The sequence below is a fragment of the Listeria sp. MAN/IMW/UF555 genome (assembly GCF_058684075.1).
The window spans coordinates 236,126-257,748 of record NZ_JBZWZS010000002.1 but is presented as its reverse complement, the minus strand read 5'-3'; the positions used below and the strand labels follow the sequence as shown (position 1 = coordinate 257,748).

The 21,623-nt window shown below is 39.0% G+C and carries 18 protein-coding genes and 1 other annotated feature; of the genes, 14 read left to right on the top strand and 4 right to left on the bottom strand.

Features of this window, described 5'->3' with window-relative positions; all coding sequences use genetic code 11:
• The first annotated feature begins 18 nt into the window (after nucleotides 1-18).
• The 4 genes from AC4PG8_RS08385 (at nucleotide 19) to AC4PG8_RS08370 (ending at nucleotide 2,385) form a co-directional block, all read left to right on the top strand.
• The gene (locus AC4PG8_RS08385) at nucleotides 19-708 is read left to right on the top strand and encodes a YggS family pyridoxal phosphate-dependent enzyme (RefSeq protein ID WP_070024752.1); all 690 of its coding nucleotides are present in this window, start codon (nucleotides 19-21) and stop codon (nucleotides 706-708) included.
• A gap of 3 nt (nucleotides 709-711) precedes the next feature.
• Nucleotides 712-1,170, top strand: coding sequence for a cell division protein SepF (locus tag AC4PG8_RS08380; RefSeq protein WP_003763262.1), 459 nt, complete (start codon nucleotides 712-714; stop codon nucleotides 1,168-1,170).
• A gap of 22 nt (nucleotides 1,171-1,192) precedes the next feature.
• Nucleotides 1,193-1,483, top strand: coding sequence for a YggT family protein (locus AC4PG8_RS08375; RefSeq protein ID WP_003763260.1), 291 nt, complete (start codon nucleotides 1,193-1,195; stop codon nucleotides 1,481-1,483).
• A gap of 125 nt (nucleotides 1,484-1,608) precedes the next feature.
• The gene (locus tag AC4PG8_RS08370; protein ID WP_033837754.1) at nucleotides 1,609-2,385 is read left to right on the top strand and encodes a YlmH family RNA-binding protein; all 777 of its coding nucleotides are present in this window, start codon (nucleotides 1,609-1,611) and stop codon (nucleotides 2,383-2,385) included.
• Nucleotides 2,386-2,418: 33 nt separating this feature from the next.
• On the opposite strand, the gene nadA is transcribed toward AC4PG8_RS08370, so the two are convergent.
• The 3 genes from nadA to nadB are packed head-to-tail and all read right to left on the bottom strand — an operon-like array spanning nucleotide 2,419 to nucleotide 5,809.
• Complete coding sequence (gene nadA, locus AC4PG8_RS08365; RefSeq protein WP_185538938.1) at nucleotides 2,419-3,519, bottom strand: quinolinate synthase NadA; 1,101 nt, start codon at nucleotides 3,517-3,519, stop codon at nucleotides 2,419-2,421.
• Entirely contained in the window at nucleotides 3,516-4,361 is an 846-nt protein-coding gene (nadC, locus tag AC4PG8_RS08360; RefSeq protein ID WP_185538936.1) for a carboxylating nicotinate-nucleotide diphosphorylase, read from the bottom strand. The genes nadA and nadC overlap by 4 nt, the downstream gene beginning before the upstream one ends.
• Complete coding sequence (gene nadB, locus AC4PG8_RS08355) at nucleotides 4,358-5,809, bottom strand: L-aspartate oxidase (protein ID WP_492170252.1); 1,452 nt, start codon at nucleotides 5,807-5,809, stop codon at nucleotides 4,358-4,360. The genes nadC and nadB overlap by 4 nt, the downstream gene beginning before the upstream one ends.
• A 131-nt stretch (nucleotides 5,810-5,940) precedes the next feature.
• On the opposite strand from nadB, the gene AC4PG8_RS08350 reads away from it, so the two are divergent.
• The 7 genes from AC4PG8_RS08350 (at nucleotide 5,941) to cspB (ending at nucleotide 13,540) form a co-directional block, all read left to right on the top strand.
• A complete protein-coding gene (locus AC4PG8_RS08350) occupies nucleotides 5,941-7,047 on the top strand; it encodes an IscS subfamily cysteine desulfurase (protein ID WP_492170251.1) in 1,107 nt (368 codons plus the stop codon).
• Between the two features lie 4 nt (nucleotides 7,048-7,051).
• Complete coding sequence (locus AC4PG8_RS08345) at nucleotides 7,052-7,573, top strand: transcription repressor NadR (protein ID WP_003727955.1); 522 nt, start codon at nucleotides 7,052-7,054, stop codon at nucleotides 7,571-7,573.
• A gap of 94 nt (nucleotides 7,574-7,667) precedes the next feature.
• Nucleotides 7,668-8,195, top strand: coding sequence for a septum site-determining protein DivIVA (gene divIVA, locus AC4PG8_RS08340; protein ID WP_003725769.1), 528 nt, complete (start codon nucleotides 7,668-7,670; stop codon nucleotides 8,193-8,195).
• Nucleotides 8,192-8,425 (top strand) — a binding site (T-box leader). Its footprint overlaps the gene before it by 4 nt.
• 52 nt (nucleotides 8,426-8,477) lie before the next feature.
• Entirely contained in the window at nucleotides 8,478-11,243 is a 2,766-nt protein-coding gene (ileS, locus tag AC4PG8_RS08335) for an isoleucine--tRNA ligase (RefSeq protein ID WP_003763254.1), read from the top strand.
• 111 nt (nucleotides 11,244-11,354) lie between these two features.
• Nucleotides 11,355-12,344 carry a diaminopimelate epimerase gene (gene dapF, locus AC4PG8_RS08330; RefSeq protein ID WP_160464493.1) on the top strand — a complete coding sequence of 330 codons (990 nt, stop codon included), beginning with the start codon at nucleotides 11,355-11,357 and terminating at the stop codon, nucleotides 12,342-12,344.
• Between the two features lie 13 nt (nucleotides 12,345-12,357).
• Nucleotides 12,358-13,053, top strand: coding sequence for a phosphatase PAP2 family protein (locus AC4PG8_RS08325; protein WP_045552888.1), 696 nt, complete (start codon nucleotides 12,358-12,360; stop codon nucleotides 13,051-13,053).
• 286 nt (nucleotides 13,054-13,339) lie between these two features.
• Nucleotides 13,340-13,540, top strand: a complete 201-nt coding sequence (gene cspB / locus AC4PG8_RS08320; protein ID WP_003723180.1) for a cold-shock protein CspB — start codon at nucleotides 13,340-13,342, stop codon at nucleotides 13,538-13,540.
• A 67-nt stretch (nucleotides 13,541-13,607) separates the two neighbouring features.
• On the opposite strand, the gene AC4PG8_RS08315 is transcribed toward cspB, so the two are convergent.
• Nucleotides 13,608-16,706, bottom strand: coding sequence for an alpha-mannosidase (locus AC4PG8_RS08315; protein WP_492170250.1), 3,099 nt, complete (start codon nucleotides 16,704-16,706; stop codon nucleotides 13,608-13,610).
• A 264-nt stretch (nucleotides 16,707-16,970) separates the two neighbouring features.
• On the opposite strand from AC4PG8_RS08315, the gene AC4PG8_RS08310 reads away from it, so the two are divergent.
• From AC4PG8_RS08310 to AC4PG8_RS08300, 3 genes are read left to right on the top strand one after another with little or no spacing between them, the layout of a single operon-like run.
• A complete protein-coding gene (locus tag AC4PG8_RS08310) occupies nucleotides 16,971-19,619 on the top strand; it encodes an alpha-mannosidase (RefSeq protein ID WP_492170249.1) in 2,649 nt (882 codons plus the stop codon).
• 3 nt (nucleotides 19,620-19,622) lie between these two features.
• Complete coding sequence (locus AC4PG8_RS08305) at nucleotides 19,623-20,927, top strand: glycoside hydrolase family 125 protein (RefSeq protein ID WP_492170248.1); 1,305 nt, start codon at nucleotides 19,623-19,625, stop codon at nucleotides 20,925-20,927.
• Between the two features lie 59 nt (nucleotides 20,928-20,986).
• Complete coding sequence (locus AC4PG8_RS08300; protein WP_003763246.1) at nucleotides 20,987-21,598, top strand: YesL family protein; 612 nt, start codon at nucleotides 20,987-20,989, stop codon at nucleotides 21,596-21,598.
• Nucleotides 21,599-21,623 lie beyond the last annotated feature (25 nt).

The window sequence follows — 21,623 nt, the reverse complement described above, 5'->3', positions numbered from 1 at the left end:
TATAAGGTGATTAAACAAATGACAAAACAAGCTAATTTAGAAAAAGTAACAGCACAAATAAAACAATCTTGTGAAAAAAGCAATCGTCAACAGGCAGATGTAACTTTAGTAGCTGTTACAAAAACAATTGATGTAGCTGGAATCACAGAACTTTATGATTTAGGAATTCGTCACTTTGGTGAAAATCGGGCAGATGTATTTCTAGACAAAACTAGAGAACTTGCGGATAAAGATGACATTTGTTGGCACTACATCGGCTCTTTACAAACACGTAAAGTAAAAGATGTTTTACCAGAAATCGATTATTTGCATTCGCTTGACCGATCTTCTCTTGCAAAAGAAATTGAAAAGCGGGCAACAAAACCAATTAAATGTTTCTTACAAGTAAATATTTCTGGGGAAGAAAGCAAACATGGCTTTTCAAAAGAAGAGGCGTTGTCGTTTTTACAAGAAGCAGATTTCAATTTTATTGAGATTGTTGGTTTAATGACAATGGCACCTATTACAAATAGTGACAAAGAGCTGCATCACGTATTTCATGAGTTAAAGCAATTGCAGCAAGAGATTCATGCGCTTCAGTTAAAAAATATTCCGTGTACTGAGTTATCTATGGGGATGACAAACGACTACGGAATTGCGATTACAGAAGGTGCTACATTTATACGAGTAGGAAGAGCTTTGGTGAGTGACGATAATATGGAGGTGTAACAAATGGGACTATCGAATAAATTTAAGTCATTCTTTTTCTTAGATGAAGAGGAAGAATATTATGAAGAAGAAGTAGCGAGGGAACCAGAACCTATGCAAAAGAAAACGAAGAAAGAAAAACCTAGTAAAAATCGTTTTTATGCCGTTGAAGAAGAAGATGCGAAGGTGGTTAGTATGCAGGGAGCACAGTTTTCTAGTCGTATGGTACTCGCAGAACCGCGAGTATATGCAGAAGCCCAAGAACTTGCGGATTACTTAAAAGATTATAAAACGGTTGTTGTAAACTTACAACGCATTAGCCATGACCAAGCGACACGTATTGTTGATTTCTTAAGCGGTACTGTTTATGCGTTAGGTGGAGATATTCAACGTGTTGGAAATAATATTTTCTTATGTACTCCAGATAACGTTGAAGTAAATGGCTCTATTTCCGAAATGCTTGATGAACAAAACTTTATGTAATGAATTAGAGGTGTAAACTAGATTGCAAAGTATTTTATATCAAGTGGTGGAAGTCATTTTATTTGTTATTAGATGGTTGCCAACACTAATGTTTATTTATTTCTTGATGAGCTGGTTTCCAGGTGCAAGAGAATCGAAAATCGGTCAATTTTTAGCACGTATTTTTGAACCGATTTTAGAGCCTTTTAGAAGAATTATTCCGCCGATTGGTATGTTTGATATTTCGTCCCTTGTGGCTTATTTCATTTTCCAATATGCGATGAGAGTTTTAACTGGACTAATTCAAGTGTACGTTATTCCAATGCTATTTTAAAAAGCACACCCGTTTTCTAATGGGTGGCTTTTTTTGAATAATGAAGCAAGATTAGCAGAGGAGCAGCTTTTTTCATGGTATAATAGGGCTAAAGACTCGGAATGGATTGAAAGGGAGAAAAGATGATGGATGGAATATATCAGCATTTTCGTGCGGAAGAATACGCATTTATTGATAAGATATTAGGAATTACGATGCAAGTTGAAAATGAATATACACCGCAACTAACGGATTTTTTGGACCCGAGGCAACGTTATATTACCGAGACAGTAATTGGTGGTTATGAGCATATTGGCGTCCAGTTTTTTGGTGGGGTTCCGCATGCAGAACGTCGGCGCGCACTGATTTATCCTGATTATTATACCCCAACAGAAGCTGATTTTGAGGTGGCTTTGTTCCATATTCGCTACCCGGTGAAATTCACGACACTCACGCATCAAAAAATTCTCGGTACATTAATGTCGCTTGGAATGAAACGCGATATTTTTGGTGATATTTTAAATAATGGTAGTGAATGGCAGTTATTAGTAGAAAGTACGATGAAGGATTATTTAACATTACAGCTTGAAAAAATCGGTAAAGTAAATGTGATGTTAGAAGAGACTGATTTGGCGAATGCTGTCTATGCGCCAGTCGTTTGGGAAGAAATGGGCTTAACTGTTTCTAGTATGCGACTCGATGTTATTATTAGTAATGCGCACCATATTTCTAGGCAGAAGGCGAAACAATTAGTCACCGCGGGCCTTGTAAAAGTAAACTGGAAAACAGTGGAAAATCCGGATTTTGAATGCGAGGAAGAAGACGTATTATCAGCTCGTGGATACGGAAGAGTGAAGGTATTATCGACTGGTGGTAGGACGAAAAAAGATAAAATTCGAATTGAAATTGGTTATTTAAAATAAAAAACGAAAGCAGCCACTGCTTTCGTTTTTTTATTAGCTTAATTGCAGCATTCTTTCTAATGCTTTTAACGCAAATTTGGTTGTATGTTCATCCACTTTGATTTGATTTCTTTGTTCGCCGTTTTGAATAGCCTCGAGTGTCCAAAGTAAATGAGGTAAGTCGATTCGGTTCATTGTCATACACGGACACATAAAAGGGTTGAGCGAGACGATTTTTTTATCGGGATTTTCTTGAATAATGCGACCGACCAGATTGGCTTCTGTGCCGACAGCCCATTCGGTGCCAGGTGCTGCGTTACTTATTTCTGTCACAATTTTTTTCGTTGATCCAGAGTCATCTGCTAGTGAAACGACTTCATGCGTACATTCAGGATGAACAATAATTCGCATGTTAGGATGATTTTTACGAATGTTTTCGATATTTTTAACTGTAAAATGTTGGTGGACGGAGCAGTAGCCTTTCCATAAAATTACTTTACAATCATCTAGGTTACCGTCGTATTCCAGTTCGTTTTTTATCGGATTCCAAATGGCCATATGTTCTAACGGGATGCCTAGTTCAAAAGCTGTATTCCGACCTAGATGCTGGTCTGGAAGAAAGAAAATCCGCTCTTTTTGCTGAAGTGCCCATGAGACAATCTTGGTTGCATTACTGGATGTAACTGTTGTACCGCCGTGCTCGCCGACGAAAGATTTAATCGCAGCCGTGGAATTAATATAAGTGACAGGTAAAATCGTATCGCCAAAAAGGGTTTGGAGCTTTGGCCAAGCGTTGGTTAATTGGTGAATATCCGCCATATCCGCCATCGAACAACCAGCGCGCATATCCGGTAACGTCACAATCTGCTCATTTGTCGTAAGCATATCTGCCGTTTCAGCCATAAAATGAACACCACAAAAAACGATATGTTTTGCTTTTTTATTATTTGCAGCAATTTGTGCTAACTGTAAAGAGTCGCCAATTGCATCTGCAAAAGGAACGACTTCATCTTTTTGATAATGGTGGCAAGGAATAAAAAGATCTTCGCCGAGTTGTGCTTTGATTTCCGTGACACGAGCTATCATTTCTTGCGAGGTCATATGTTTATATCGAGCAGGCATCGTATCTTGTTCCACTGTTTCAAGTAAATTCATGCTTTTATACCTCCTTTACTATTAAAACTAATATCAAGAGCGCGAACCGAATGCGTTAGTGATCCTAAAGAAATATAATTCGCACCAGAGCCTTTATAATGATTAATATTATCTAAAGTGATATTGCCAGAAATCTCCGTAGTAATGTGGTCTGGCACTAGTTTAACAAGTTGTTGGATTTCTTCTGGTGTGCGGTTATCAAACATAATGATGTCTGCACCAGCTTGAACGGCTTCTTTTACTTGTGAGGCAGTTTCTGTTTCGACTTCGATTTTTACCATATGTCCCAGTTTTTCACGAACGGTAGAAACAGCTTCGGTTATACCACCAGAGAAGGCGATATGGTTATCTTTTAGCATGACTCCATCGTACAGACCATTTCGGTGGTTAAAGCCGCCACCGCTCTGTACGGCGTATTTATCGAAGGCACGGAGACCGGGGGCTGTTTTTCTTGTATCACAAATTCGAATAGTCGAATCGTCTAACTGTTTTACGGCAATATGGGTTTGGGTAGCAATGCCACTCATTCGTTGCATTAAATTTAAAATAACACGCTCACCGGAAAGTAAAGTGCGAACAGGGGCCGAGACAGTCGCGATAATGTCTCCTTTTTTAATTGTGTCACCATCTTTTTTTACGGCTTCAAAATGCACGTTTCCACCAAGGATTTCATATACTTTGGGCGGGATAGCGATGCCACAAAGAATACCTGTTTCCTTCGCAATAAAAACGCCTTCTCCCATTGTTTCACTGGAGAAAATACTATCTGAGCTTAAATCATGCTGACCAATATCTTCTAATAAAAATGCTTGAATTGCTTGATTCATAAGTATTGAGTTCATTTTGTTACTCCTTTTAAAATTCTATGTGCGCCAAGGCTTTCAGTTCGTTTTAAGGCGCTTTCGGCAATTAATTTTGAGGTAATAATCATATGACTTAATTCAGCTGTTTCTCTCGTGTGGTTAGCGTAATCAAATGTTTCTAACCAATGGAGAAATTCAGTGATTTTCTCAGGTTTTCGTGTGATTCCTAATGTTTCCCAGATTTTTTCTTGGAGTATATGTTTTTCAGGTAAATGGGGCATTGTTGTTTGATAAGTGGGGGAATTCTCTGGAGCTATTATTCGGTTGGTTTTTTGCGTGTGAATATATTCAGCTACTTTTTCACCAAAAACAAGTGTTTCAAGAAGGGAGTTGCTGGCGAGACGATTGGCGCCGTGTACACCTGCATTTGCCACTTCACCAATGGCATAAAGATGAGGGATATTCGTTTTACCGTTCAAATCCGTTCGAACACCACCCATTAAAAAATGCGCACCTGGATGAACTGGAATTCGTTTTGTTTCGCGAAATGGTACTTGGTGCTCGTCTAAGCTGGCTGTAATTGCAGGAAATCGCTTCTCAAAATGAGCGACCTTAGTAATATCAAGAAACACTTGGTTACCACGCTCAATTTCTTCAAAAAGTGTGGCTGCAACGACATCACGTGGAGCGAGATCTGCCAGTGGATGCACGGTTTCCATAATAGCAGAACCATCCGCGCGAATAAGTGTAGCTCCTTCGCCGCGGACTGCCTCAGAAATTAAGCCATGACAACGCCCGTTTAGAAAAAGTAAGGTTGGGTGGAACTGAATAAATTCCATGTCGGATAGTGTCGCGCCAGCTCGGTAAGCAAGTGCCAAGCCGTCTCCAGAAATAGTTGCAGCATTAGTGGTTACAGGAAAAAGTTGTCCAAGTCCGCCACTTGCTAAAATAATATGTTCGCCGTAATAAGTATGTAGCTGGTTTTCTTTATCTAAACAGTGAACGCCAATTGCTCTACCGTCATGTTTAATAATCTCTATAGCCATTTTTTGCTCTTGCCAGTTAACCTTCAATTTTTCTTGTAAAAATGTAGTAAGGAATTTGCCGGTTTGATCTCCTCCTGAATGCAAAATACGAGGCAGTTGGTGCGCGCCTTCTAATCCAAGCGAAAGTTCGCCATCTTTTTCGTCAAAAGTCATTCCTTCATTTATTAATTTTTGGATCACAATCGGGCCACAAGTCACAAGTTGGTTTACAGCGCGAACTTTATTATGAAAACAGCCAGCTTGAAAGGTATCGCTAAAATGTTTTTTTGGTGTATCGCTTTTTGATATAGCCGCGGCGACACCACCTTGAGCAAGCATAGAGTTACTTTGTTCTTTATGAGATTTTGTGATTATTGTCACATCATAGTCCTGCATTAATCTGAGGGCAGCAGTGCAACCTGCGATACCGCTCCCAATGATAATAACTCGTTCTTTTGTCATCATTTCCACCTCTTGCATAGTAGGTTCGATTAATTGTATACTTCTTAATGAATATACAGTTGTCTTGTCATCTATAATCACACAAAATCAAACTAAATTCAAGTATAAAATTTTAAGGGAGAGATAAAGAGATGATTTACTTTGACCATGCAGCAACTACGAAAATGAGTGAAACATCCTTACAAGTTTTTATGGCTGCTTCGCGAGAATTCTTCGCTAATTCGGAAAGTTTACACGATGCCGGGACGAAATCAGCAGCCCTTTTAGAAAAATGTCGGGAAAGCTTTGCTGAGTTATTACAAGTTCCAAACCGCGGGATTTTATTTACGAGTGGTGGAACAGAAAGTAATCAAATCGCGATCCAAACGCTACTCCATACAACTGAGAAGAAAGAAGTGCTCGTAAGTCCGCTGGAACACGCTTCTGTTTGGCAGCAACTAATGGCACTCGAACAAGCGGGGAAGTGTCGTATGAAAGCATTACCAGTTGATTCGTTTGGGCAAGTAAACCCAGCTACTTTAGAAAAAATGATTTCTGCTGAGACGGGGCTTATTATTATTCAACATGTTAATTCGGAAATCGGAACCATCCAACCAATCGCCGAACTAGCTCACATTGCTAAAAAAGCAGGTGTCTTTTTTCATACCGATATTGTTCAATCTTTTGGAAAACTTGATTTAGATTTAAGTGATGTCACTAGTTTTAGTATTTCATCGCATAAAATTTATGGGCCAAAAGGGGCGGGACTACTTTTTATGAAACCAGATTCTCCTTTGCAGGCAGTTTTGCCAGATGTACATCATGAATTTGGCTTTAGACCGGGGACGGTAAATGTTCCAGCTATTGCTGCCTTTACAACTGCCGCCTATGATATAATGGAAAATAGAGAGCAAGAAGCGATTAGAGCTTTGAAACTAAAAGCTGCGATTTGCGACACATTAGAAACGCGGGTGAAAGTCGAAGGTGGACCAAATACATCGCCGTTTATTTTAGGACTTACTTTGCCAAATATGCAAGGTCAGGAGGCTTTACTTGCTTTAAACGAAGCAGATATTCAAATCTCGACGACGAGCGCATGTAGTTTACGTGATTTAGCCCCGTCCAGAACATTAATCGCTACTGGAAAAACAACAGAAGAAGCAAACCGTTTTATCCGGCTATCTTTTGGAAAAGAAAATGAATTAAACGATAGTATTATTTTTAAAGCGGAAATCGATAAATTACTACGAAAAAGGTGATAAGATGAAAAAAATATTAGGTGATACGCGTAGGCAAATGATTTTAAAATGGCTGAAAGAAGCTGAGGCTCCAATTTCTGGAAATCAATTAGCACAGAAAACAAATGTTAGCCGCCAAGTGATTGTTCAAGATATTTCTTTGTTAAAAGCTGGCAATGAACCAATTATGGCTACCCCACAAGGTTATATTTATGCGAAAGAAACGAGTTATACAGGTGAAAGACGCGTTATCGCTGTAAAACATACGAAAGAACAAGCTGCCGAGGAACTAAATATTTTGGTGGATCACGGTGTTTCCATTATTGATGTAATTGTGGATCATCCAATCTACGGCGAAATCACCGCTTCACTACATTTAAAAAGCCGTTTTGATGTAGAAAAATTTGTGCGGAAATTGCAAACAACAGGAGCAACGATGCTTTCTGGTTTAACGGACGGAACCCACTTACATACGATTGAAGCAGATACGAAAGAACAATTAGAGCAAGCGATTAAGGCGCTAGATAAAGCTGGATTTTTAATCTAACCATTTTTCAATATAAATTCTAGGAAAAAGCTAGTAACTATGGTAGAATGTATGTTAGGTATTTATAAACAATAGTCGTATGGAGGTGCTAGATATGCCATTATCGCCGCTGGATATACATAACAAAGAGTTTACCCGTGGTTTTAGAGGTTATGACGAAGACGAAGTAAATGACTTCCTCGATCAAATCATTAAAGATTATGAACAAGTTATCAAAGAGAAAAAGCGTATTGAGGACACTTTAAATAATAGTGAAGAACGTTTAGGTCATTTTACAAACATTGAAGAAACATTAAACAAATCATTAATCGTGGCACAAACAGCTGCCGAAGAAGTGAAAGCTTCCGCTGAAAAAGAAGCAAAACTTATTATCCGTGAAGCTGAAAAAAATGCAGACCGAATTTTAAGCGACTCACTTTCTAAAGCTCGTAAAATCGCGATTGAAATTGAAGACCTAAAACGCCAATCTAAAGTATTCCGCGAGCGTCTTCGTATGTTAGTAGAAGCGCAAATGGATTTAATTAAAAGTGAAGACTGGCAGCAAATGATGGCTTACGATGTAGATGCAACAGAACTAGCGTCTATTAAAGAAGTCGAAGCTGCTGAATCTGAAGAACGTTAAAAACGATTATAAGAGACAAGTAAATTTTTTAGATATAGGATACAAAGCGAGTTGGTGCAAGGTGTGAGACCAGCTATCCTCTAAAAAATCGAAATCACTCTTTAGTTCTAACCCGAAAAAGCAACTGCTTGAGTAAGTGTTAGCGCGAGCCGGCGTTATGGCATTAATGAAGTGGGCAAGCAATTAACATGCATGTCAACAAGGGTGGTACCGCGAATCTCGTCCCTTTTTTGGGAGAGATTTTTTTGTGTTTAAAAATAAAGTTTTAAAGGAGAAGAGAGTATGGAATATAAAGATACGTTATTAATGCCAAAAACAGATTTTCCAATGCGTGGAAATTTGCCAAACAAAGAACCTGAATGGCAAGCAAAATGGGAAGAAGAAAAGCTATATGAGAAAATTCAAGAAAAAAATGCTGGACGCAAGACGTATATTTTACATGATGGCCCTCCCTACGCAAACGGAGAGCTTCATATGGGGCATGCGTTAAATAAAACAATCAAAGATATTATCGTTCGTTATAAATCAATGGCTGGTTTCAGTTCCCCGTATGTTCCTGGTTGGGATACACACGGACTACCAATCGAGACAGCTATCGCCAAAAAAGGTGTTAAACGGAAAGAAATGTCGATCGCTGAATTCCGCAAACTGTGTGCCGAATATGCAATGACGCAAGTAGACGGCCAACGTACAGGTTTCAAACGCCTTGGAATTAACGGCGATTGGGAAAATCCTTACATCACTCTTTTACCAGAATACGAAGCAGAGCAAATCAAAGTATTCGGTGAAATGGCGAAAAAAGGTTACATTTACAAAGGTAAAAAACCTGTTTATTGGTCTCCTTCTAGTGAATCTGCACTTGCGGAAGCAGAAATCGAATATCAAGATAAAACATCTGCTTCGATTTTCGTGGCTTTCAAAGTAACAGACGGAAAAGGCGTACTAGACGAAGGAACGAATATCGTTATCTGGACAACAACTCCTTGGACAATTCCTGCAAACATGGGTATTACTGTTAACCCTGATTTGGACTATGTAGTAATTGAATCTGCGGGTGAAAAATATGTTGTAGCAGAAGCACTTTTACCAAGCTTACGTGAAAAACTAGGCTTTGAAGATGCGACAGTTGTTAAAACAGTTCGTGGTTCTGAACTTGACCGCGTTGTAACTAAACACCCATTCTATGACCGTGACTCTTTAGTAATGAACGGCGAACATGCCACTGCTGAAGCCGGTACTGGTGCGGTTCATACGGCTCCTGGACACGGGGAAGATGACTTTTTAATCGGGAAAAAATACGATTTAGAAATTCTTGCTCCGCTAGATGATCGTGGTGTGTTTACAGAAGAAGCTCCAGGATTTGAAGGCGTATTTTACGATACAGCGAATAAAATGGTGACAGAAAAACTAGAAGAAGTGGGCGCATTACTAAAAATGGAATTCATCACTCACTCTTATCCACATGATTGGCGTACGAAAAAACCAGTTATTTTCCGTGCTACAGCGCAGTGGTTTGCTTCAATTGACGCATTCCGTGATGATTTACTCGCTGCTGTTAAAGGTGTTAACTGGACTCCTGCTTGGGGTGAAACACGTCTATTCAATATGGTTCGCGACCGCGGCGACTGGGTTATTTCTCGTCAACGTGCGTGGGGCGTTCCGCTACCTATTTTCTATGCGGAAAACGGGGAAGCGATTATCACAGACGAAACAATCAATCATATTTCAGAACTGTTCCGTGAGCATGGTTCGAACGTTTGGTTTGAGCGTGATGTGAAAGACTTATTACCAGCTGGGTTTACACATCCAGGTAGCCCAAATGGCGAATTTACAAAAGAAACGGATATTATGGATGTTTGGTTTGATTCTGGTTCAAGTCATCAAGCCGTGCTGAATGCTCGACCTGAATTAAGTCGTCCAGCTGATTTGTACATGGAAGGCTCTGACCAATATCGTGGTTGGTTTAACTCCTCTTTAACAACAGCTGTAGCTATCACTGGCGAAGCACCTTATCGTAATGTGCTAAGTCATGGTTTTGCACTTGATGGTGAAGGTCGTAAAATGAGTAAATCACTTGGAAATACTTTACTTCCAGGCAAAGTAATTAAACAACTTGGTGCGGATATTGTTCGTCTTTGGGTTGCTTCTGTAGATTATCAAGCTGATGTTCGTGTTAGTGATGAAATCTTAAAACAAGTATCCGAAGTGTACCGTAAAATCCGTAACACAATGCGTTTCTTACTTGGAAATATCAATGACTTCAATCCAACTACTAATGGTGTTTCTTATGAAAACTTACGTGAAGTAGATAAATACATGCTGATTAAATTAAACGATTTAGTGAAAAATGTGAAGGATAGCTATGAAGCGTTTGAATTCTCTACTATTTATCACCAAATCAATAATTTCTGTACAGTAGAATTAAGCCAATTTTATATGGACTTTGCCAAAGATGTTGTTTACATTGAAGCAGCGGATAGTCATGATCGTCGCGCTATGCAAACGGTCTTTTATGAAGCAGTTGTTACTTTGACAAAACTACTTGCTCCAATTTTACCGCATACGACGGAAGAAGTTTGGAATAGCTTGATTGGTGAAGGCGCGGAAAGTATTCATTTACAAGATTTACCAGATGTAAAAGTATTAGCTGATAGTGAAGAAATTACTGCGAAATGGGACGCATTCATGCAAATCCGTGATAACGTCCAAAAAGCGCTAGAATTCGCTCGTAATGAAAAACTTATCGGTAAATCAATGCTTGCAAAAGTAACTTTATATGTAGACGGTGAAGCGAAAACATTGTTTGATTCATTAGAAGGCGATTTTGCACAACTATTCATCGTTTCTGATTTTGAACTAGTGGAAGGTTTAGAAAACGCACCAGAATCCGCATTTAAATCGAATCAAGTAGCTGTTCAAATTACTGTAGCAGAAGGCGAAACTTGTGAACGTTGCCGTGTAGTGAAAAAAGATGTAGGCGTAAATCCAAAACATCCAACACTTTGTGGCCGCTGTGCTGATATTGTTGTAAAACACTACGAAGCTTAATGCTCGCTTGGGGAAAATCCTAGTAGTTTAAAAAGGAGGTTCCCCAAGCTTTTTTAATTTAAGATGTGGTATTATAGACGTAATTCCAAATAAAGGAGGTTGCTTGAAGGAATGGCAACAATTCACTTTACAAAAGTACATGGTTCGCAAAATGATTTTTTCTTAGTTGATGAAGAAGAAAATCAAATCATGGATTGGTCGGATGCGAAACGTGCTGATTTTGCAATAAAGCTTTGCGATAGAGAGCATTCGCTTGGTGGGGCAGATGGTATTTTATATGTCACAAAAAGTAATGAAGCTGGACCAATTGGCCAAATGCGCGTCGTTAATTCGGATGGATCAATTGCGTCGATGTGCGGGAACGGCCTAAGAACGGTAGCTCGTTATTTACTTGAAAAGCACGCATTAACAGAAGCAAAAGTCGAAACAATGAAAGCGATACTGGATGTCAAAAAAGCAACTTCACTTGGTTTTGATATACCAACGTACCAAGTTGAAATTTCTCCAGTTAAATTTAATGCAGAAAGTTTACCAATGAATGTCGGTGTGGAAAAATTATTTAATCAAGTCGTTCCTGAACTAGATTCGGAACTAGCTTTTTCTGCTGTGTCTGTTCCAAATCCACACTTGATTACGTTTGTGGACCAAACCGTGTTAGATTCGGATAAACAAGAAACTTTAGCGAGTTATTTAAACAGCGAAAATCCTTATTTTCCAGATGGTGTCAATGTTAGTTTTGTGAAACGATTAAGCGATGATGCGATTTATGTGCGGACATTTGAACGCGGTGTAGGTTTTACGAATGCATGCGGGACAGCGATGTCAGCTTGTAGTTTAATTAAAAAAATGTTAGATAAGGATACTTTTGAAACACCACTTAATGTTTATAATGATGGTGGCCGAGTACAAGTGACTGCCAAAAAAGACGAAGCTGGTGAAATTTCGCTACAATTAATTGGTAATGCAACATTTGTTAGCACGGGGGCAGTTAGCTACGAAAGAGACGCTGTAACTGAACTTACAAATGAAGCGACACCAGAACAAGCGCAGTATCAAGAACTTGTAAAAGAAGTAAAGCAATTTTTAAAAACAACCGAATGAAAAGGAGTTAACCATGAATACAAATCGAAAAAAAGCGACACCGTTATTCGTTATTGGCGGATTTTGTCTGATTTTATTTATTACAATCGCCGCAGCCATTGCGACAGAAAGTAACTGGGTAGCACGTTTTGATCTAAGCTGGATTGAAAAGATTCGCGGCGGGATTCAACCTGATAAAACAGCTATCGTTAAACTAGTGACCAATTTAGGTAGTGCAGAAACAACTATTATTTTAACTATTGTTGTTGTTCTTATCCTATTCTTTTTAAGAAAATTTGTTGTTGGACTATGGTTTGGAGGAACGATGCTTGCTTGTGGTGTTGTCCTAAATCTAGTCTTGAAAACATTAGTTGCTCGTACACGTCCAGATAGCGTTAACTGGTTAATAGATGAGTCAGGTTTTAGTTTTCCTAGTGGACATGCGACTGCTACGGCGGTATTCTACGGACTTGCAGCGATGTTCTTAATTTTCACAGTGCCAAAAATGTGGCAAAAAATCGTTATCGGAATTATCGGCTATGGATTTATCTTGTTTGTAATGTATACACGTGTTTATTTAGGCGTGCATTTCCCAACAGATGTACTGGGCGGATTTTTACTTGGTACGGCTTCTGTACTCATTTCTTTAGGCGTTTATTTCTTAGTGCGTAAACCGTTACATAATTTACTTGTGAAATGGCGTATTAAAGATAAAAGTATTGTCGATTAATAGAAAACCTTGTTATAAGAATTGACTTATAGCAGGGTTTTTTAGTTAATAAACTGAATACTCTATTTTGTAACCGTGCGACTTTTTCACTTGATTTATTTGTCCGTTGGCGTTAATATATAAGTGTTGCAGGAAGTCTATTTATGTATTAGCAAGGATATTGATGTAAATGAGTATCTTTGCTAATATGTGAATTTTGTAATTGAAAAAATGATTAGCTTGTTGTTAACATCTTTTTCGTTAGTAAAAGAAACATATTAAGAAAATTTTTGGAGGTTTGTGAAATATGCAAACAGGTACAGTTAAATGGTTTAATAGTGAAAAAGGTTTCGGTTTCATCGAAGTAGAAGGCGGAGATGATGTATTCGTACACTTCAGCGCTATCGAAGGTGAAGGATTCAAAACTTTAGACGAAGGTCAAAGCGTTGAATTTGAAATCGTTGAAGGCCAACGTGGCCCACAAGCAGAAAAAGTTACTAAACTTTAATCTGATCACGTTAAACTAATAAAACACGCAGCGGACTTCTTAGGGAGAAGCCTTGCTGCGTGTTTTTTTATTGCAGATAAATTCGGTAAGTTTTAATTTCAAAAGGAGTAATGGCAAATGTTGCTGTTTCAAGTGTTGTTTCGTTTTCCTCCAGTAAGTTACATTCTGTGATGGAAGTAATTGCATAATCGCTAGTTAGCGTCACTTCGCCGTGTGTGCCTGCGAATTCATGCAGCCGGATGATAAGGCCATTACCGTCCTCAGCTTGTTTGACGCTATCAATCATCACATAAGGATTAGTAACTTTGAAAAGCGAGAATGGTTCGATTTCTCCTTTAGATGTGAAAATCGGGTTGTTTAATTCCCAAGCAGTTTGGACTGTTTCTCCGTCTAAGAAATCTCCTTGATGCGGAAAAAGGGAATACGTGAACTGGTGAAGACCTAAATCTGCTTCTGGGTCAGGGTAGCCAGCTGCTTTGAGTAAGGTTAGTCGAATCGTCGAGTCTTTAATATCATAGCCATATTTGGAATCATTTAGCAAACTAACCCCGTAATTTTTCTCGGAAAGATCGGCCCACTGATGTCCAACTGTTTCAAAACGGGCATAATCCCAGCTTGTGTTCCAGTGCGTTGGTCGTTTTACATTACCAAATTGAATATCATAACTAGCTTCACTGGCATGAACGGAAACAGGAAAAGCAACTTTCAGCAACTGGTTACGGTCACGCCAATCCACTTCTGTTTCAAATCTGATTTCAGGGCTCTCGTGGTAAAAATGAATCCACTGCGTAATTTGTGATTTCTCTGAGTGAAGCACCTGTTTAATAGTGAGTTCAAGTGGTCCATTATTGATTACTTCAAAAGAGTCTAATGTGGTTATTTCCTTCTGTTTTTCTTGATAAAATAAATCAATATCCCAAGCATCATGCCACATAGGCTTATCTTCAAATAATTGAAATACATTCCCCCTCGCGTTTTCTGCTAATACTTGGCGGTTATTTTTTTTGTCAAAAATGGAAGTGAATTGACCGTTTTCGTTCCAAGTTATTTGATAATAGGGTGTTTCTAATTGCTTGTCTTTGTAAGTGAAAGGCGATTTTGCTAGCTCACTAGTTGTTTCTTTAACGGAAATACTTGTGGCACCGAGCGCTGGCAAGTTATGGTGCTGGATGAGCCACGCGCCATTTGCTAATTTTTGTGCAGGGAGTGGCTTATTTTTTTGATCATAAAAGGCTAAGTTGCTAGCAGGATTATCGGCTTTGATTTCGATATAGCGTGGACGATTCCAAGTGGAACTATTCCATAGCGTTATTTTCTCAGAAGCTTGCTGGGTTAGTTTTTCTAGTTGTTTAGAGATAATCGCATTGTTTTCGGTGAGTGCTTCAGTGTACTCAATTAGCGCATCATCATATACTTCTTTGATGGAAGAGCCAGGGATAATATCGTGAAACTGATTTCGAAGTAATATTTGCCAAATGTTCGCTAATTTTTCGGTCGGATAAGTAGTTCCTTCTTTTAAGTTCGCTAAAACAGAAAGCCATTCGCTATTTCTTAAACCAAGCTCGATTTTACGGTTCATTTTTTTCGTGAAGGCTTGGCTGGTATAAGTTCCGCGGTGGTATTCAAAGTAAAGTTCCCCGTTCCAGGTGTGGACATATTGATCAGTGCTCTGAATCGTTTCATGTAAATCATCGAAATAATCGGTAGCGCTTTTTGGTTTTACTTCAGGGATTCCTGGCATTTTATCATAGCGACGACGCATCTCGAGCATTTCGCGATTTACCCCGCCACCTCCATCGCCGTAACCATAAGCAAGTAATAATTCTTGGTTTATTTCTTTATCTTGATATTTATCCCAAAGTCCCACCAGTTCACGCGCGGTCATTTTACCGTTATAAGTAGAAATTCGGCTGTTTTTTTCTGGTGCAGTGATGAAGTGAGTTAGGATTTCCGTTCCGTCAATACCGCGCCACTGGAACGTATCATGCGGCATTCGATTATATTGATTCCAACTAATTTTAGTCGTCATAAAAGTTTTGATGCCTGATTTACGGAGAATTTGCGGCAAGGCCCAGCTATAACCAAATACATCAGGTAACCATAGAAAACTAGAAGGTTTGCCAAACTCTTCGCGTAAAAATTTCTGACCGTAGAGCATTTGTCTGACAAGTGATTCTCCGCTAGGGATATTACAATCGGCTTCAAGCCACATTCCGCCATCAGCTTCCCAGTTGCCTTCCTCGATTTTAGCTTTTATTTTGGCATAAATTTCTGGATAATCTTCTTTGATGTAGGCGTAGAGTTGGGGCTGTGATTGCAAAAATAAGTATTCAGGATAATCTTCCATTAAATGGAGCACGGTCGAGAATGATCGTGCTGCTTTTTCGCGGGTATGTTTTAAACGCCATAGCCATGCTACATCGATGTGGGTATGCCCAACTGCTGCTACTTTGATAGGAAAGTTTTTCGGCATTTCTTTTATTGCTGCTTGCAAGATTTGGTTGGCGTTTTCCATGGAGGAAAGATTTTGGTTAGAGCCTGGTGTTCCCCAATCAATCGCTAGGTAAGCTCGGTTAATAGCTTGAAGCAGGGGAGCATGCGTCGGATTATTTTCTTCCAGTTGATCGAGTGTTTTTAAGGTAGCTTTACTCGTAAAATATAAATCGTCAATCACGAGGTTTAAATAACCAATAAATGCTTCTTTTAACTGATGTGTTTGGATGGAAGGAGCGCCACCACCTTCAAGACCAGACCATAAACGAAAGACAAGTTCGGTCGTTTTTCCAGCAAAACTATCAGGGAAAAGAACTTCTTGGTGATTTTGATCGACGCCTTGGAATGGTTCGCCGTTTACGAATAATAAGGATTCAAAGCCAGAATTATGACCATCGCCAGTATTACCAAAATCAAAGTAACCGATTAAGCGAGTACCTTCTTTGGCACTGGGGAAGGTAATCGTTGTTTTTAACCAGACGTAGCGATCGCGGCCGGCCCAGTTTTCTCCAATAGTTAATTCGTTATCATAAATGACAGTTTGAGGGCGCGCTGCAATGTTTCCGTCCATATCCTCAGCTGCTTGGAACTTCTGAATTGGATGCGTTTTCTCATAGCGGTAAAGGGCGACTTCATCTAGTCTACCGCGTAGTTTATCTTTTGTGAAAAACATCTATATACTCAAATCCTTTCTTTTTTGTCTAGAACGGTTTCAATATATCATAGCGGGAAAAGAAGTCAATTTGGCTTTTGAAGTGAATTTGGTAGGGTCGTTTTTCTCATCTTTAGAGCGGTAAGGAATAAGCTTTTTTGAAATGGACAAATCAAGGGAAAATGGATTATTCATAGTAGTTTTTGGCGTAGCATTGCAATTCGCTTTAGCCCTTACTATACTTAGCTTGAAAGCGAATACAAAAAGGATATTTGGAGGGGCAAAATGACTAGAAAGAAAGCGCATATTATATCGCATTCTCATTGGGACAGAGAATGGTTTTTACCACTGGAAAGCTTAAGATTTAGGCTCGTTACACTTATGGATGAAGTAGAAGATTTACTTGATAAAGAAGCTGGTTTTAATCATTTTCATATGGATGGACAAATGATTATGTTAGAAGATTATTTAGCTGTAAAACCTGCTAAAAGAGAAAAAATGAAACAATTGGTTGCTGATGGAAAATTACGAATCGGACCTTGGTATATGTTACAAGATGCTTTTTTGACGAGTGGAGAAGCGAATATTCGTAATTTGCAATATGGCTTAGAAATGGCAGAAGAATTCGGTCAAGCGGAAAAAATTGGTTATTTTCCGGATACGTTTGGTTTATATGGTCAAGTGCCGCAATTAATGCGTCAAGCTGGTTTTGACACGGTTGTTTTTGGGCGAGGTGTTAACCCAACTGGCTTTAATAACCAAGTATTTGATAGTGCTTTTGCCTCGAAATATTCAGAGATGTTCTGGGAAAGCCCGGACGGTTCGAAAGTTTTAGGAATTTTACTCGCTAATTGGTATTCCAATGGTAATGAAATTCCAACTGATAAAGAAGCAGCAAAAATTTTCTGGGATAAAAAATTGGCAGACGTGGAACGATTTGCATCAACAGATGAATGGTTATTTATGAACGGTTGCGATCACCAGCCTGTCCAAACAAATTTAGCGGAAGCTCTTGAAGTAGCACGGGAACTGTATCCAGAGGTTGATTTTATTCATAGTCATTTTGAAAAATACCAAGATGCTGTCAAAGCCGGGCTTGAACCTGAAAAATTACAAACAGTTCACGGAGAATTAACAAGCCAACAATCGGATGGTTGGTCAACGCTTGCTAACACGGCTTCCTCGCGTATTTATTTGAAACAAGCCAATGCTAAAATTGAACGTTTATTAGAGCGTTTAGCTGAACCGATTTCTGTAATGGCAACAGAAGCTGGTGTTAGTTATCCGCATGAATATCTGGCTTTTGCTTGGAAATTACTCATGGAAAATCAAATCCATGACAGCATTACAGGATGTAGTTTGGATGAAGTGCACCGCGAAATGGAAGCTCGTTTTGAAAAAGTGGAACAAACAACTATGGCGATTATTCAAAACGCCGCACGTAAAATAACGGAACAAATCGTAACGAATGATGCGGGTATTCCAATTACGGTTTTCCATGCAGGTGGGGTAGAAGCAACTAGAACTGTCGAACTTGAACTTGAAACAGACGCGATTCATTTTTCTGAGATGCATTTTGAATTGATACCAGATGAATTAGCAAAACTTCCCGAACAAAGTTTTCGGATGGAAACAAGTAATGGGGAGGAAATTCCGGTTGTAGTTGAGCCACTTGGTATTCATTTTAACTATGATTTACCAGAACGAAAATTCCGCGATTCTTATTTTGCAAGAAAGTATAAACTAACCTTTACTGTGGAACATTTACCAGCAGTTGGGTACCAAACAATCTATGCGTATCCGGTCGCAGTTTCGGATGACGAAAAAGAGCTAACAGGGGACTTACAGTTAGAAAATCAATATTTAAAAGTGGAAATCGCGCCGAACGGAACTTACTCCATTTTGGATAAAGAGACGGCTGTAGAAGTCGCGGGACTTGGGGCATATGAGGATGTTGGCGATATTGGTAATGAGTATATGTTTAAAGAAACAGGCGATAATTTACGTATAAATACCTTTAATTCAAAACCAGCAGTTCGCGTGTTGCGTGAAGATAAGCTTGGAAAGACAATCGAAATTAAACATGAAATAGAAATTCCAGTAAGCGCAAGTGCGACTTTTGCTGAAGAAAAACGCCGACTAGTATGGCATCCGGCCCGGACGTCACATCGTTCAGAGAACCGTACTACTTTTAAAATCACTACAGAACTGACGCTGAATAAACATGATAAGCAACTAACTGTTCGCGTTAAACTAGATAACCAGGTGGATGATCATCGCCTTCGCGTACTTTTACCAACTGGGAAACAAACAGAAACACATCAAGCGGGCAGTGTTTTTGAAGTAGTAACGCGCGCGAATAAACAAGTGGAAGAATGGACAAATCCTGCTAATGATAACCGGAAACAAGGTTTTGTTACTAGTGGAAATATCGTTGTTGCAAGCCTCGACTTACCGGAATATGAAGTAAGCGAGCAAGGGGACAGATTGGAACTAACACTGTTACGCGCAGTATCAGAAATTGGCGATTGGGGTGATTTCCCAGCATATGAAGCAGAATGCCACCGCGAAATCACAGCCGAGTTCCATGTATTCCTAACAGACGAATCAAGCGTCAACGTCCCTGCACAAGTTAACGCACTCTTAACACCTACTTTTGCCATTCAACACCCGTCATCATCAAAAGAAAAAATTCTTGCAGAAACAAAAGATTTTGCGAAATGGAAAGTAACAGACGGACTTGTTTTTTCCGCATTTAAACTAGCGAAAGACAATCAACCAATTATTCGTTTCTATCAAACCGCATCCGAGCCAAAACTATTAAACACGGTTAATCTGTGGAGAAAATCGACCATTTTAGAAGAAACAGCAGGAGATGCAAAAAATCAATTTACCGTTAAACCAAACGAAATTATCACATTAAAAGGAGTGTAATTCATGACAAAGAAAGTACCAACAAGTTTTAACAAATGGATTGATATAGTAAAAACGACTTTTCCAGAAAATGAAAAATTACATCGCATGTTTGAAAAATGTTTTACTAACACCTATACAACTACTTTGCAGGAAACAGAAGAAGGGCTTCCGTTTGTTATTACAGGCGATATTCCAGCAATGTGGTTACGCGATTCAACGAGCCAAATCCGCCCTTATTTAATTGTTGCAGAAGAAGATGAAGAGATGGCGACATTAATTGAAAATCTCGTAAAACTGCAAACAAAATATATTCTTCATGATCCTTATGCGAATGCTTTTAATAAAACTGCGAATGGTGCCGGTTTTCAACAAGATAAAACAGAGATGTCAGACCTTGTTTGGGAGCGTAAATACGAAATTGATTCACTTTGCTACCCAGTCCAGTTAGCTTATCTATTATGGAAAAGTACTAATCACACGGGTCATTTTACCGAGGAATTCAGACAGGCTTTGCACCAGATTATCGACGTATTTAAAACGGAACAAAAGCATACGGAGCAAAGTCCATATCGTTTTGAACGAGAAAATGTGCGTCAATCAGATACTTTAAATAATAATGGCAAAGGAACAGATGTAAGTTATACGGGGATGTCTTGGAGTGGATTTAGACCGAGTGATGATGCGTGTGTGTACGGTTATCTTGTGCCAAGTAATATGTTTTTGGTCGTAGTGATGGATTACGCTCAAGAAATAGCGGCACAGTTTTACCCGGACGATAAGGAATTAATCCAAGCTAGTTCGGAGTTAAGAGAAGAAGTCGCAACTGGAATTGAAACATACGCTAAACAAGCGCACCCGTATTACGGCGATGTTTATGCTTATGAAGTTGACGGAACTGGGCGCAAGTTATTTATGGATGATGCCAATGTACCGAGCTTACTCGCTGCGCCGTATCTAGGTTTTTGTGAGAAAAATGATCCAGCATATCAAGCAACTAGAAAACTCATTTTAAGCCGAGAAAATCCTTATTTTGTAGAAGGTAGCGTCCTTACTGGAATTGGTAGCCCTCATACGCCGGATCATTATGTATGGCCGATTGCGCTCAGTATTGAAGGTTTAACCGCAGAAACAGAAAGCGAGAAACAAGCTATTTTAGAGATGTTAATAGCTGGTGATGGTGGCACGGATTACATGCATGAAGGAGTTAATGCTTCAAACCCAGCTGAATTCACTCGCGACTGGTTTGCTTGGTCGAATGCGATGTTTAGCGAATTTGTTCTAAGTTTATGTGGTGTATATGTAAAAGGAAGCCCATTAAGTAAATAAAAAAGAAAAGTCTGGGCGAAAAACTCAGGCTTTCTCTTACTATCAAAGGAGAAAAAAGAATGAAACTTATTGATAAATTCTCAGTTATTAGTGATTGGATAATACGGCTTGTTTGGACGAATTTAGTATGGCTTTTCCTTGTATTAATAGGCGGGATTGTGCTTGGATTTATGCCAGCGACAGTTGCTCTTTTTACGATTACGAGAAAATGGGCGAGAGGTGATTTAGACACGCCTGTTTGGAAATCAGCTTGGCAAACTTATAAGCAAGTATTTGTTTCTGCTAATTTAGCAGGTGGGATTTTTGCAGCCATTGGGATATTTCTTTATGCTGATTTACGGATTGTTTTTGAACTGATGCAAGGATTTTGGTCGACCATTTTATACTTTTTCTTGATGTTCTTACTTTTTCTCGTTGGTATCGCCTTTTTGCAGTATTTTACCGTATTTGTTCACTTCCAAATGAAAAATGTTCGCGCTTATGTTGGGCAAGCATTCTTACTTGCCATTACTAGTTTTAAAAATACCTTTATGATTGTGATTGGCCTTGTTTTTTGTGCTTGGTTAATTTCTAAAATGCCAGCTTTTATTTTGTTTATTTCGGGCGTTTTACCAAGTTATTGGATAATGAAAATCAACTTGCAACGTTTTAAACAGATGGAGCCAAAGTAACCCCTTACATTATTTTTGATAGTAT

Coding starts and splice junctions, on each gene's coding strand:
- AC4PG8_RS08315 (WP_492170250.1), bottom strand. CDS start 16,706: ATGTTTTTCACAAAAGATAAACTACGCGGTAGACTAGATGAAGTCGCC.
- AC4PG8_RS08345 (WP_003727955.1), top strand. CDS start 7,052: ATGAAAAAAATATTAGGTGATACGCGTAGGCAAATGATTTTAAAATGG.
- nadA (WP_185538938.1), bottom strand. CDS start 3,519: ATGAATTTACTTGAAACAGTGGAACAAGATACGATGCCTGCTCGATAT.
- AC4PG8_RS08380 (WP_003763262.1), top strand. CDS start 712: ATGGGACTATCGAATAAATTTAAGTCATTCTTTTTCTTAGATGAAGAG.
- AC4PG8_RS08325 (WP_045552888.1), top strand. CDS start 12,358: ATGAATACAAATCGAAAAAAAGCGACACCGTTATTCGTTATTGGCGGA.
- divIVA (WP_003725769.1), top strand. CDS start 7,668: ATGCCATTATCGCCGCTGGATATACATAACAAAGAGTTTACCCGTGGT.
- nadB (WP_492170252.1), bottom strand. CDS start 5,809: ATGACAAAAGAACGAGTTATTATCATTGGGAGCGGTATCGCAGGTTGC.
- AC4PG8_RS08300 (WP_003763246.1), top strand. CDS start 20,987: ATGAAACTTATTGATAAATTCTCAGTTATTAGTGATTGGATAATACGG.
- AC4PG8_RS08350 (WP_492170251.1), top strand. CDS start 5,941: ATGATTTACTTTGACCATGCAGCAACTACGAAAATGAGTGAAACATCC.
- dapF (WP_160464493.1), top strand. CDS start 11,355: ATGGCAACAATTCACTTTACAAAAGTACATGGTTCGCAAAATGATTTT.
- AC4PG8_RS08385 (WP_070024752.1), top strand. CDS start 19: ATGACAAAACAAGCTAATTTAGAAAAAGTAACAGCACAAATAAAACAA.
- AC4PG8_RS08370 (WP_033837754.1), top strand. CDS start 1,609: ATGGATGGAATATATCAGCATTTTCGTGCGGAAGAATACGCATTTATT.
- AC4PG8_RS08305 (WP_492170248.1), top strand. CDS start 19,623: ATGACAAAGAAAGTACCAACAAGTTTTAACAAATGGATTGATATAGTA.
- ileS (WP_003763254.1), top strand. CDS start 8,478: ATGGAATATAAAGATACGTTATTAATGCCAAAAACAGATTTTCCAATG.
- cspB (WP_003723180.1), top strand. CDS start 13,340: ATGCAAACAGGTACAGTTAAATGGTTTAATAGTGAAAAAGGTTTCGGT.
- AC4PG8_RS08310 (WP_492170249.1), top strand. CDS start 16,971: ATGACTAGAAAGAAAGCGCATATTATATCGCATTCTCATTGGGACAGA.
- nadC (WP_185538936.1), bottom strand. CDS start 4,361: ATGAACTCAATACTTATGAATCAAGCAATTCAAGCATTTTTATTAGAA.